12 protein-coding genes and 1 pseudogene are annotated in these 12746 nt (G+C 64.3%); 6 read left to right on the forward strand and 7 right to left on the reverse strand.

Annotated elements, in window-relative coordinates; translation table 11 throughout:
• Positions 1-275, forward strand: a pseudogene (locus tag C100_RS0123895) (serine hydrolase); the annotation flags it as partial.
• Here the strand turns inward: C100_RS0123895 and C100_RS27335 are convergent.
• A complete protein-coding gene (locus tag C100_RS27335; protein WP_024018196.1) occupies positions 241-1176 on the reverse strand; it encodes a LysR family transcriptional regulator in 936 nt (311 codons plus the stop codon). The pseudogene C100_RS0123895 and the gene C100_RS27335 sit on opposite strands and share 35 nt — an antisense overlap.
• A gap of 99 nt (positions 1177-1275) precedes the next feature.
• Between C100_RS27335 and C100_RS27340 the strand changes: the two genes are divergently transcribed.
• Both C100_RS27340 and C100_RS27345 read left to right on the forward strand, forming a co-directional pair.
• Positions 1276-2055, forward strand: a complete 780-nt coding sequence (locus C100_RS27340; RefSeq protein ID WP_024018197.1) for an SDR family NAD(P)-dependent oxidoreductase — start codon at positions 1276-1278, stop codon at positions 2053-2055.
• An 84-nt stretch (positions 2056-2139) separates the two neighbouring features.
• Positions 2140-2850: a 2OG-Fe dioxygenase family protein gene (locus tag C100_RS27345; protein ID WP_037529515.1), complete on the forward strand. Its 711-nt coding sequence runs from the start codon at positions 2140-2142 to the stop codon at positions 2848-2850.
• 64 nt (positions 2851-2914) lie between these two features.
• On the opposite strand, the gene gor is transcribed toward C100_RS27345, so the two are convergent.
• Complete coding sequence (gene gor, locus C100_RS27350; protein WP_024018199.1) at positions 2915-4261, reverse strand: glutathione-disulfide reductase; 1347 nt, start codon at positions 4259-4261, stop codon at positions 2915-2917.
• A 171-nt stretch (positions 4262-4432) separates the two neighbouring features.
• Positions 4433-5935 carry a glucose-6-phosphate isomerase gene (gene pgi / locus C100_RS27355; RefSeq protein WP_024018200.1) on the reverse strand — a complete coding sequence of 501 codons (1503 nt, stop codon included), beginning with the start codon at positions 5933-5935 and terminating at the stop codon, positions 4433-4435.
• A gap of 174 nt (positions 5936-6109) precedes the next feature.
• On the opposite strand from pgi, the gene lepB reads away from it, so the two are divergent.
• The 3 genes from lepB (at position 6110) to era (ending at position 8640) form a co-directional block, all read left to right on the forward strand.
• Positions 6110-6934 carry a signal peptidase I gene (gene lepB, locus C100_RS27360; RefSeq protein ID WP_024018201.1) on the forward strand — a complete coding sequence of 275 codons (825 nt, stop codon included), beginning with the start codon at positions 6110-6112 and terminating at the stop codon, positions 6932-6934.
• Positions 6931-7614 carry a ribonuclease III gene (gene rnc, locus C100_RS27365; RefSeq protein ID WP_024018202.1) on the forward strand — a complete coding sequence of 228 codons (684 nt, stop codon included), beginning with the start codon at positions 6931-6933 and terminating at the stop codon, positions 7612-7614. The genes lepB and rnc overlap by 4 nt, the downstream gene beginning before the upstream one ends.
• Before the next feature lie 129 nt (positions 7615-7743).
• Complete coding sequence (era, locus tag C100_RS27370; protein WP_442800298.1) at positions 7744-8640, forward strand: GTPase Era; 897 nt, start codon at positions 7744-7746, stop codon at positions 8638-8640.
• Between the two features lie 100 nt (positions 8641-8740).
• Here the strand turns inward: era and C100_RS49275 are convergent, their stop codons facing one another.
• The 4 genes from C100_RS49275 to C100_RS27385 form a co-directional block, all read right to left on the reverse strand.
• Positions 8741-8872 (reverse strand): hypothetical protein, encoded by a 132-nt coding sequence (locus C100_RS49275; RefSeq protein ID WP_268746817.1) that lies wholly within the window; start codon positions 8870-8872, stop codon positions 8741-8743.
• A gap of 4 nt (positions 8873-8876) precedes the next feature.
• A complete protein-coding gene (gene topA, locus C100_RS27375; protein WP_024018204.1) occupies positions 8877-11477 on the reverse strand; it encodes a type I DNA topoisomerase in 2601 nt (866 codons plus the stop codon).
• 89 nt (positions 11478-11566) lie between these two features.
• Positions 11567-12256: a glycerophosphoryl diester phosphodiesterase membrane domain-containing protein gene (locus C100_RS27380; RefSeq protein WP_024018205.1), complete on the reverse strand. Its 690-nt coding sequence runs from the start codon at positions 12254-12256 to the stop codon at positions 11567-11569.
• Positions 12253-12746 (reverse strand): DNA-processing protein DprA (locus C100_RS27385; RefSeq protein WP_024018206.1); only part of this gene is annotated, 494 nt, incomplete at its 5' end. The genes C100_RS27380 and C100_RS27385, both read right to left, overlap by 4 nt.

Here is a 12746-nt window from a genome sequence, read left to right on the forward strand (position 1 = left end):
GGCTGCGGCGCAGCGGCGGCGACGCGCTGCCGATCATGGCGGTCAATCCCGGCATCGCCCCCGCCGATGCGAAGCGCTGGCGCTATCTGGGCTATAAGGGCGGCAGCGAGCCGGGGGTCATGGCGATGAATTTCCTGCTTCAGGCGCAGGACGGCGGCTGGTATGCGGTGAGCGGTAGCTGGAACGACCCGGCCACCCGCCTGGACGAAGCCAAATTCGTCGCCCTCATGACCCGGGCGCTCAACCTCCTGGCGCAGCAGCCTTCGTCCCGCTGATCCCGCGCCCGTCGATCACCACCGCTTCATCCAGAAAGTCCAGGAAAGCCCGCACCCGCGCCGCCGACCGGTCCTCCGCCGCATAAAGGGCGTGAATATCCTCGCCATCGCCCGGAACATAGTCGGCCAGCACCTCCACCAGCCGCCCTTGCTCAAGGTCGCGGGCGACGTGGAAATGGCCGTGCCGCGCAATGCCGCAGCCCGCGACCGCCATCTGGCGCACGACCTCGCCCGAATTGCCGAAATAGGCGCCCTCCACCGGCCGCTGCACCACCCGCTTGCCGATGCGGAAAGGCCAGCCATCGACCGAGCGACGGAAACTGAAGCGCAGGCAGTCATGCGCGTCCAGATCGTCGGGCGTGCGCGGCGTGCCCCGCCGCGCCAGATAATCGGGACTGGCGACCAGCACCATGCGGCTATGCCCCAGCTTCTTCGCGCGCAGGCGGGTATCGCGCAGCGGCCCGATGCGGATCGCGACATCGGCGCGTTCCTCCACCAGGTCGACGATCGTGTCGGACAGGGTGAGGTCCAGCCGCACCGCCGGATAGCGCTGCGCAAAGCGCGGCAGGATGGGAATCAGGCATTCGACGCCAAAGGAGGGCGAGGCGTTGACCCGCAGCAGTCCGCGCGGCTCGTTCCGGTCCTGGCCCAGCCCTGCTTCCAATTCCATCATGTCGCCCAGCAGCACCAACATGCGATCGCGATAGGCAATGCCCTCGCGCGTCAGCGCCAGAGCCCGCGTCGTCCGGCGCAGCAGCAACACCCCCAGCCGCTGCTCCAGCCGGGCGATCGACCGGCTGACAGCGGACGGGGTGAGGCGCATCGCCTTGGCCCCCGCCGCGAAGCTGCCTTCGTCCGCCACCAGCAAAAACGTCTCTATGTCACCGAAACGGTTATCCATGATTTAGATTCACTTCTGAAGTGACAAGTTTCTCTCTAATCATCAATCGCGCAATTGTTATCTACTGTCCATCTCGTTGTCCATTTCAAAGGATAAGCCATGGATTTGAAGCTCTTGGGCAAAAGCGCCATCGTCACCGGATCGACCGCCGGCATCGGCCTCGCCATCGCCAAAAGGCTCGCTGAAGAAGGCGTCGCCGTCACCATCACCGGCCGCAACCAGGCCAAGCTCGACGCCGCCGCTGCGGAAATTGGCGGCACGGTCCATCCGGTCCTCGCCGATCCCGCGACCGCGCAAGGCGCCGCCGCCCTGATCGCCGCCGTCCCCGACACCGACATCCTCGTCAATAATCTGGGCATTTACGAAGCCAAGGATTTCGCCGACATCAGCGACGAGGACTGGCATCATCTGTTCGAAGTGAATGTCGTCAGCGGCGCCCGCCTCTCGCGCCATTATTTCCCCCGGATGCTGGAGAAAAATTGGGGCCGCGTCATTTTCATCGCCAGCGAAAGCGGCCTGCTCCCGCCGGCCGAGATGATCCATTATGGCATGACCAAATCAGCCCAATTGTCCATCTCGCGCGGCCTGGCCGAACATACGCGCGGCACCGGCGTCACCGTCAATTCGGTCCTGCCCGGCCCCACCCGGTCGGAAGGGATCGTGGATTTCATCCGCTCGGTGGTCGAAGACAAGGACGCGCCGGAAGCGGAACGCGAAGCGGAATTCTTCACCAAATTGCGTCCCCTCTCGCTCATCAAGCGCCTGATCGAGGCGGACGAGGTCGGCGCGATGGTCGCCTATCTCGCCAGCCCGCTGGCCGCCGCCACCAACGGCGCGGCGCTCCGCGTCGAAGGCGGCATGGTCCCGACCATCGCCTGAATGCGGCGCACAGCCCACGCCCGAAATCCAGGGTGCGGAAACTGGCCCTGTCGCTCGTCTCCGGCCTCCATTAAGGACATGAAGATGAGCGACACAGCCAGCCTATACCAGATGCAGGACGCCATGGCCGCGGACGGCTATATCCGTGTGCCCGGCGCCACCATGTTCGACCGGCTGGACATCGCCGAACCCGACTGGGCGGGCTTCGCCCAGAGCTGGAACGATCTTGGCCCCGATCTCTACATGGCCGATGGCGGTCGCTATCGCCGCCGCCGCCACGCCGTCTTCGCGCTCGACCGGGACGGCTTCACCCGCAAGCCGCACCAGCCCCATTATCAGAGCCGCGACTATAACCCCCTCAATGGCGACGTGCAGCGCTGGTTCGATCCGGTCGCGCCCGAAACCGTCGCCGGTCCGGTGATGCAGGCGATCCTCGCCTTCTGCGCCGACAGCTTCGATCCAGCCCGCACCGGCCAATGGCATGTGGAACTGCACCAGTTCCGCATCGAGGCGAAACCTGGCGAACTTGGCCGTCCCACGCCCGAAGGGATGCACCGCGACGGCGTCGATCGGGTGATGGTCATGCTGGTCGAGCGCCGCAATGTCCGCGAAGGCGTTACCCGCATCGGCGCGCCCGACGGCACGCCGCTCGGCGAATTCACCCTCACCGATCCCGCCGACACGATGCTGATCGACGATCATCGCATCCTGCACGGCGTGACCGAAATCCACCCGCTCGACCCCGAACGCCCGGCCTGGCGCGACGCGCTGGTGGTGACTTTCGCGGCGCGCTAGCGCAATGTGCAACGCATAGCGCCTGATGGCCCTGTGTTCCTGCTTTCGCAGGAACACCCCGTCCCTATTTCAGCAGCACCAACTCCTCGGCCATGCTGGGATGCAGCGCGACGGTGTCGTCGAAATCCTGCTTGGTAAGGCCCGCCTTCACCGCGACGGCGGCGGCCTGCAATATCTCGGGCGCATCCGGTCCGATCATGTGCAGCCCCACCACCCGGTCGGTCGTGGCATCGACGATCATCTTGTAAAGCGCACGCTCGTCCCTGCCGGCCAGCACATTCTTCATCGGCCGGAAATCGGACGTGTAGATTTTGACGGTGCCCAGCTTGTTGCGCGCCTCCGCCTCGGTCATGCCCACACCCGCCAGCGGCGGATGGCTGAACACGGCCGATGGCACGCAGTTATAATCGACCTTGCGCCGGTTGCCGCCGAACACCGTATCGGCAAAGGCATGGCCTTCGCGAATGGCGACCGGCGTCAGTTGCAGCCGGTCGGTGACATCGCCCACTGCATAGATGCTCTCGCAACTCGACTGGCTGTAATCGTCAACCTTGATCGCGCCCTTGTCGTTCAGTTCGACGCCGGCCGTTTCCAGCCCCAGCCCTTCGGTATGCGGCCGCCGCCCGGTGGCGAACAGCACCAGGTCCGCCGCGACCGGATCGCCGCTCTCGAACCGGACGCACAGCGTCCCGTCCTCATTCTTGTCGATCTTCTCCATCTTCGCGTTGAAGCGGAAATTAATCCCCTTCATCGTCGAAATCTGAAGCAACCGGTCGCGCACCGTCTCGTCATAGCCGCGCAGCAGCGTGCCGCCGCGATTGACCATGGTCACATGAGCGCCGAACTGATGAAAGATGCCGGCAAACTCATTGGCGATATAGCCGCCCCCGACGATGACGATGCGGCTCGGGCATTCGTCCAGATGGAACACCTCATTGCTGGTGATGCCATGCTCGGCGCCTTCCATCTCCGGGATGATCGGCCAGGCGCCGGTCGCGATCAGGATCGTTTTGGCGCTCACCTCGCGCCCGCTCGCCAGCTTGACCGAATGCGGGCCGGTGACGGTCGCCCGCTCGGCGATCATCTCGACCTTGTGATTGTCGAGCGTATTCTTGTAGAGGCCCTCCAGCCGGTCGACCTCGGACAGGACATTGTCGCGCAGCGTGGTCCATTCGAAACCGCAATCGGGCACGTTCCAGCCGAAGCGGCGGGCGTCCTTCAGATCCTCGGCGAAATGCGCGCCGTAAATCAGCAGCTTCTTGGGCACGCAGCCGCGAATGACGCAGGTGCCCCCGACCCGAAACTCCTCGGCCACGGCGACCTTTGCGCCATGGGCCGCCGCGATGCGGGATGCCCGCACCCCGCCCGATCCCGCGCCGATGACGAAAAGGTCGAAATCATAGTCGCTCATGCCGCTCTCCGCTGGTGTCGGGCGGGATATGGCGGCTGGAGCACACAGTTACAAATGGGAATTTCTTCCCATTGCTTTCACTACCCCGTTCGGTTCGAGCCTGTCGAAAACTGGTTTCGACGCCCCTTCTCGTCATCGCCCGAAAGCCACTCGAACCGAACGGCAGTTTAGCTATTCGCCCAATGCCAGGTCGATCAGCGCCATGGTCGACGGATCGAACCCGCCCGGTCCATCGGCCTCGATCGACTTGGCGATCTCCTTGCCCAGCTCGACGCCGAACTGGTCGAACGGGTTGATCCCCATCAACACCGCATTGGCGAAAGTGCGATGCTCGTAAAAAGCGACCAGCGCACCCAGCGCTTCGGGCGTCACATCGTCCATCAGGATGGTGGTGGATGGCCGCCCGCCGGGATAGGCGCGCGCCGGGTCCGCCGCATTCTCCTTGCCGCGCATCAGCGCCGCGCCCTGGGCGAAGCAATTGACCAGCAGCGCACGATGATGCGCCGGGTCGAGCGTATGGCCCGGCTCGATCGATGCGATGAACTCGACCGGCGTCAGGATCGTGCCCTGGTGCAGCAACTGGAACACGGCATGTTGCGCGTCAGTGCCGACACCGCCCCAGGTGATCGGCGCGGTCGGCCCGTCAACCGGCGTGCCGTCGCGCGTGACGCTCTTGCCGTTGCTCTCCATTTCCAGCTGCTGGAGATAGGAGGGCAGCAGCTTCAGCCGCTCGTCATAGGCGAACAGCGCGCGCGTCTGGCAACCCAGCACTCGCGTATAATATTGATCGACGAAGGCGGCGATCAGCGGTGCATTCTCCCGCGGGTCGGACAGCCGGAAATGCCGGTCCATCGCCGCCGCGCCCTCCAGCAGGCTCTCGAACGCATCCCAGCCCAGCGACAGCGCGGCGGGAAAGCCGATCGACGACCAGAGCGAATAGCGCCCGCCCACCGACTCGGCGAAGGGCAGGACGCGCGTCTCGTCCACGCCCCATTCGATCGCCTTGTCGGGCGATGCGGTCAACGCGATCACGCAGCCATAGGGATCTTCCACCCCCGCCTCGACCATCCAGTTGATGGCGCTGGCCGCGTTCAGCATCGTCTCGGTCGTGGTGAAGGTTTTCGACGCCACCGCGATCAGCGTATATTCCGGGTCGAAACTGTCCATCGCCCGTTCCAGCGCAGTGCCGTCGACATTGGACACGATCGCCACGTCGTACCGGATGCCGTCGCCGTCGAGCGCATCGATGATGAGGTCCGGCCCCAGCGCGGAGCCGCCGATGCCGATATGCAGGATGTGGCGGATTTCGCCCAGCGCCCCGGCCTCGATCGCGTCGATCAGCGCGCGCATCCGCTCATGCAGCATCTTGGCGTGGGCGACGCTGTCGGCATTGCCCTCGCCGCGTTCGGCGGGATGTTCGGCGGCGCGGCCTTCCGTGTTGTTCACCGCCTCGCCCGCGAACAGGGCATCGCGCCGGGCGGCGAATTCCTGTTCGTCGGCGAGCTTCAGGAAGCCGTCGATCAGGTCATCGGTCAGATGCGTCTTGGACCAGTCGAACCGCAATGGTCCCTGGTTCAGCACCAGCTTCGGCAGGCGGTCGGGATCGGTGGTGAAGATGGACTTGAGGTCGGCTTGCGGCAGCGCGGCGATGGCCGCCAGGGCAGGGCTGGTCATGCGAATTCCCCTATGACGTTGGTCGATATCGACGCTGCACCGGTCGATTCGTCCTCTGCTTAGACAGGTCCGGCGTGCAATGCACCATCCGGCGTGCTTGACGCGGCCTTTAGGACACCGCAAAAGCCGCGACGGCCCCTTTTCGGGCCAAAGCGAAGGAAAAGACGAGCATCCATGACTGCCAAATCCGAAACGCGGGACTTCCTCTGGTTTCTCGTCAAACTGGGCCTGTTCGTCTTCATCCTGCGAAGCTTCATCGTTTCGCCATTCAACATCCCGTCGGAATCGATGCAGCCGCGCTTGCTGATCGGCGACTATCTGCTGGTCGCCAAATGGCCCTATGGCTATTCGCGCTATTCGCTGCCCTTTTCGGTCCCGCTGATCCCCGGCCGAATCCTCGCCTCGGCGCCCCAGCGCGGCGACGTGGTGGTGTTCAAGGCGCCGCCGAACCAGAAGAATGACTATATCAAGCGCGTCATCGGCCTGCCCGGCGACATGATCGCCGTGCGCGGCGGAACCGTCTATCTGAACGGTCAGGCCATTCCCAAGCAGAAGGTGCCCGATCTCGTCATTCCCGTGACGCCCAACATGACCGACGCCGCGCAGAAAGAAGGCAGCCCCTCCCCCTGCTATCGCCCGGAATTTGAGGAAGCCGCCCCCGGCGGTGGCAAGGAATGTCGCTACCCGCAGTTTCGCGAAACCCTGCCCGGCGGCAAAAGCTATAATGTCCTCGATCTGTTGAGCGACGGCGCGGCGGACGATCGCGACACCGTGCTGGTCCCTGAAGGCCATCTTTTCATGATGGGCGACAATCGCGACCGCAGCGCCGACAGCCGCTTCCCCGCGGTCGAAGGCGGCGGCATCGGCCTGGTCCCGGAGAAGAATCTCGTCGGCAAGGCACTGATCTCGGTCTTCTCCACTGACGGCAGCGCCAACTGGCTGCTCCCCTGGACCTGGTTCACCGCCGCGCGCTGGAGCCGTATCGGCGAAGGTTTTTGAATGTGAGTGCGCATCGGCCCGACACAGATGGCTGGTTGAAGGAACTGATCGGCCGCGCGCCCAGGGATCGCGCCGCCTTCGAACAGGCGTTGACCCATGGCAGCGCCAAGCCGGTCAATTATGAACGGATCGAATTTCTCGGCGACCGCGTGCTTGGCCTGCTGATCGGCGAATGGGTGTTCGAACGCTTCACCGACGAACCGGAAGGCAAGCTGTCGCGCCGCTATAATGCGCTGGTGTCGGGCGAAACCTGCGCCGACGTCGCGCGGACGGTCGGCGTGCCAACCCATCTTATCCTGGGCAAGCAGGCGCGCGACGATGGCGCGGCCGACAGTGACAATGTGCTGGGCGACGTGATGGAAGCGCTGATCGGCGCGCTCTATCTCGAAGGCGGGCTGGAGGAGGCGCGCACGCTCGTCCGCCGCCTGTGGAGCGATCGGCTCGATACCCAGACCAGCGCGCCGCGACACCCCAAGTCGGCGCTTCAGGAATGGGCCGCCGCCAACAAGCGCAAGCCCCCCGAATATGCGCTGACCGACCGGTCCGGCCCGCAACATGCACTACGCTTCAGCGTCACCGTCTCGATCAAGGGCGCGGGCGAAGCGAGCGCGACCGGGGCGTCCAAGCAGGAAGCTGAAACGGCGGCGGCCAAGGCGCTGTTCGAGAAGCTGGCGGGATAGAGCCGAAATTATGCTATGTCGTGCGCCTGCGAACGCAGGAGCCTGGGATCAGGCGTGGTCTGCATATTGGGCTAACGCTTCCGCGGGAGTACGGCCCATTGAATGGATGGAATGAATTTGACGGTTGATATGAACTCCCAGCGCTGCGGCGTCGTCGCGATCGTCGGTGCGCCCAATGCGGGCAAGTCGACGCTGGTCAACGCGCTGGTGGGACAGAAGGTGGCGATCACCAGTCCCAAGGCGCAAACCACACGCACCCGCGTCATGGGCGTCGCGATCGAGGGCGATGCGCAGCTCGTGCTGGTCGATACCCCCGGCATCTTCGCACCCAAGCGCCGGCTGGACCGCGCCATGGTGCAGGCCGCTTGGGGCGGCGCGCAGGGAGCGGACCTGATCGCCCTGATCGTCGATGGCAAGGCGGGGCTCGGCCCCAAGATGGAGCCGATCATCGAGGCGCTCCAGCATCGCGCCGAACGCAAATGGCTGATCCTCAACAAGGTCGACATCGCCATCAAGGAAAAGCTGCTGGTCCATACCCAGAAACTCTATGAGCGGGTCGGTTTCGAGGAGACGTTCTTCATCTCCGCCGCAACTGGCGACGGCTTGCCCGAACTCAAGACCGCCTTTGCCAATGCGATGCCCGACGGGCCATGGCATTTCCCCGAAGATCAGGTCTCCGACGCCACCGACCGGATGCTGGCGGCGGAAATCACGCGCGAACAGCTTTATCATCAGCTTCACGCCGAACTCCCCTATGCCGCCGCGGTCGATACCGAAAAATATACCGAGCGCGATGACGGATCGGTCGAAATCCACCAGCAAATCCTGGTCGCCCGCCCGACCCAGCGCGCCATCGTGCTGGGCAAGGGCGGTCAGCGGCTCAAGGAAATCGGGTCGAAGGCGCGTGCGGAACTGGCCGCCCTATTGGGCGTCACCGTCCACCTCTATCTTCACGTCAAGGTGAAGGAGGACTGGGAGGATGACCGCTTCATCTATCGCGACATCGGCCTCGACTGGGTGGAGTGACGCAGAGATGGCCGGGGTCACTCCGGCTGTTTCATCATCCAGATGCCCGCGATCAGCGCAATCCCGCCCAGCGTCATCGCCAATGCGACCAGCCGGATGTTCATGCCTCTGACCGGCTGGACCCGGTGCGCATCCAGCCGGCAAAAGGCCGCTCATTAGCGAGCAACGTGCGGTCCTCGGCGAAGTCCGTCCGATCCCCGGCCAGTTCGGTCTTGTCGGGACGGTCACTCATGCGTCTATTCCGCTGCGGCCTTCTTGGCAGGCGCCTTTTTCGCCGCAGGCTTCTTGGCCGCGGGCTTCTTGGCCGCGCCATCCTTCGTCGCCCCATCCTTCTTCACCGCGGCCTTCTTCGGCGCCGCCTTTTTCTTCGCGCCCTTCTTGGCCGGTGCGGCTGCCGCGCGCGCGTCGATCAACTGCGCCGCTTCCTCCAGCGTCAGCTCATCCTTGTCCACGGTCTTGGGCAAGGTCGCGTTGGTCGTGCCATCGGTGACATAGGCGCCATAGCGTCCTTCCATCAGCTTGATCTCGGCTTCGGTGCGCGGATGCGCGCCCAGCACCTTCAGCGGTTCGCGTCCGCCAGCGGAACGACCGCCCCGGTTCGCTGCCTCGGCCAGCTTCACCACCGCGCTGTTCATCCCGACCTCGAAAATCTCCGATGTCGATGACAGGCGGCCATATTTGCCATCATGCAGCAGATAGGGACCGAAGCGCCCGATATTGGCGACGATCGGCTTGCCCGTTTCAGGATGCAGCCCCACCTCACGCGGCAGGCTCAGCAGCTTGACCGCCCAGTCGAGCGTCAGCTCGCCATCGGGCAAATCCTTGGGGATCGATCCGCGCCTGGCCTCCTTGCCCTCGCCCATCTCGATATAAGGGCCAAAGCGCCCCGATTTTTTCACAATATCCTGCCCGGTTTCGGGATGCTGGCCCAACACCTCCGGCCCCGTATCCTCGCCATCCTTGCCACCCGGCTGCCCGAACTTGCGGGTATATTTGCACTCCGGATAGTTGGAGCAGGCGATGAACGCGCCGAACCGGCCGCCGCGCAGCGCGAGCTGCCCGTCGCCGCACATAGGGCAGGCGCGCGGGTTGCTGCCGTCCGCCTTGGGCGGGAACAGCATCGGCTCCAGGAATTTGTCCAGCTCGGCAGTGATGTCGGACGGCTTCTGCTCCATGATTTCCGCGGTCTTGGGCTTGAAGTCGCGCCAGAAGGCTTCCAGCACGGCCTGCCACTGCGCGCGCCCGCCGCTGATCTCGTCCAGCTCGTCCTCAAGGCCCGCCGTGAAATCATAGGACACATAGCGTTCGAAGAAGCGCTCCAGGAACGCCGTCACCAGCCGCCCGCTCTCCTCGGCGAAGAAGCGGTTCTTTTCCACCCGCACATAGTCGCGGTCCTTGAGCACCTGAAGCGTCGAGGCGTAGGTGGATGGACGCCCGATCCCCAGTTCTTCCAGCTTCTTGACCAGCGACGCTTCCGAATAGCGCGGCGGCGGCTGAGTGAAATGCTGCTCGGCCGTCACCTTCTTCTTCGCCGGCGCGTCGCCTTGCGCCATGCGCGGCAGGATCTTGCTGTCATCGTCGTCGCTGTCGTCGCGACCTTCTTCATACAGCGCGAGAAAGCCGGGGAAGATCACCACCTGCCCGGTTGCGCGCAGAGCGTGCTGGCCAGTGCCATCAACCAGATCGATCGTCGTGCGCTCCAGCCGCGCCGACGCCATCTGGCTCGCCAGCGCGCGCTTGAAGATCAGGTCATAGAGGCGCGCATGGTCGCCGCTGCCCACCTTGTCGCGGGTAAATTCGGTCGGGCGGATGGCTTCATGCGCTTCCTGCGCATTTTTCGCCTTGGTCTGATATTGGCGCGGCTTTTCGGGCAGATAGCCACCATCATAGCGATCCGCGATCGCCTTGCGCGCGGCCGAGATGGCGCTGCCATCCATCTGCACGCCGTCGGTCCGCATATAGGTGATCGCGCCATCTTCATAGAGCTGCTGGGCGATCCGCATCGTGTGGCTGGCGGAAAAGCCCAGCTTGCGCGCGGCTTCCTGCTGTAGCGTCGATGTGGTGAACGGCGCGGGCGGATTGCGCGAAAGCGGCTTGGTCTCGACCTTGTCGACGGTGAAGCGCCCGGCCTCCACGTCCGCCTTGGCGGCCATGGCGTCGCCTTCCTTGCCGATAGTCAGGCGGTCGATCTTCTCGCCCTTCCACCGGACCAGGCGCGCGGTGAAGCCCTGCCCGCCCTGCTCCATCTCGGCCGCGACCGACCAATATTCCTGCGGTGTGAAGCTCTCAATCTCACGCTCGCGCTCCACCACCAACCGCAGCGCGACGGATTGGACGCGACCCGCCGACTTGGCGCCGGGCAACTTGCGCCACAGCACCGGCGACAGGGTGAAGCCCACCAGATAGTCGAGCGCGCGGCGCGCCCGATAGGCGTCGATCAGATCCTCGTCCAGCGCGCGCGGCTTGGCCATCGCGTCCAGCACGGCCGCCTTGGTGATCGCATTGAACGTCACCCGGTCCACGACCGAGGGCAGCGCCTTCTTGGCGCGCAGCACCTCCTGCACATGCCAGCTTATCGCTTCCCCTTCACGATCAGGGTCAGTCGCGAGGATCAGGCGCGTCGCCGTCTTGGACGCATCGGCAATGGCCTTGAGCTGCTTGCCCTTGTCGCCGTAATTTTCCCACGACATCGCAAAGCCGTCGTCGGGGTCCACCGACCCGTCCTTGGCCGGCAGGTCGCGGATATGGCCATAGCTGGCGAGGACGTGGAAATCGCCGCCCAGATATTTCTCGATGGTCTTCGCCTTGGCCGGCGATTCGACGATGACAAGTTGCATTCAGGCCCCGATTTCCAATTCTCTCACGTACACGCGCGAATCTGCCGACCAAGTCGCTATCGCGTCAAGCGTTCTGCTGCGCCAGCGTTTCAGGCAAATATTTCGGCGAGCGCCTGATGCCCCTCGTCCTCGCCAGAGAGGGCCAGATAGGCTTCCGTCCAGCAGACCGAGCTCAGGATGGACGCGCAACCCGCCGCCAAATTGACCAACATGTTGAAAGGCAGCATGTCCAGGCTCGCCTCTCCCGCGAAGACTGTAAAAAGCCCTCCCATCAGGACCATCGCCAGCAGGAATGGCCCCCATATCACCAGGCTCAACCCCAATATGCGCCAGCGATTGCCTTCGGTCAGGATGCTGCTGCGGGCCATCGCTTCCGACACGCTCAGATTTTCGCGCAACAGCGCCGGCAGCCCCACCGCCCAGCGCACGAAAATCAGCAGGCCCGGCACGATCAGCAAGATCAATCCCACCAGGATCGCCAGGTTCGACAATAAATTGAAACCGAATGCGGCGCCAAAGCGCGGCCGGATGTCGTCATCCCCCAGCTTCGCCCGCAGCGTCAGATAGACCGCCAGCACCGATATGAAAAACAACGCCAGATTGCCGACGATATTGCCGACGTCGGGCAGATAGGTGTCAGTGCTGCCGCCCGCCACCGCCAACAGCAGCGCCAGCCCGCCAAAGCCCACGACATTGGCTGCTATATCGGCCATCGACGTTGAGAGAATGGCGCCAATCTCTAGGCGCCGGCCCAGGTCATTCCCATCGGAATCGTTCATATCAACGAAATCTTCCCCCCCGAATGCCTGTCGAGCCGACCAGCCAATTCCAGTTCCAGCAGGATCGTCTGCACGATCGCCGGCGCCATGTTCGATTGCCGGATCAATTCATCGACGGACACCGGCACCGGTCCCAACAGCCGCAACAGGGCCGCCCGGTCCTGCTCCATCACATCGCTCGACACCGGCTCGCCGATGAAGTCGAAACGGCCCTGACGCACCATCCTTGGGTCGAAGCCGCCGATCGCCTCCATCACGTCGGCGCCATTCTGCACCAGGATCGCGCCGTCGCGGATCAACTGGTTGCAGCCCTGCGCGCGCGGGTCGAGCGGGGAGCCGGGGACAGCCATCACTTCGCGCCCCGCCTCACCCGCCAGCCGCGCAGTGATCAGTGACCCCGATTTGGGCGCGGCCTCCACCACCACCGTCCCCAATGCCAGTCCCGCAATGATGCGATTGCGCGCCGGGAAATGACGGGCCAGCGGCGGGG

It is taken from the genome of Sphingobium sp. C100 (assembly GCF_000508185.1).
In the GTDB taxonomy this organism is placed as follows: domain Bacteria; phylum Pseudomonadota; class Alphaproteobacteria; order Sphingomonadales; family Sphingomonadaceae; genus Sphingobium.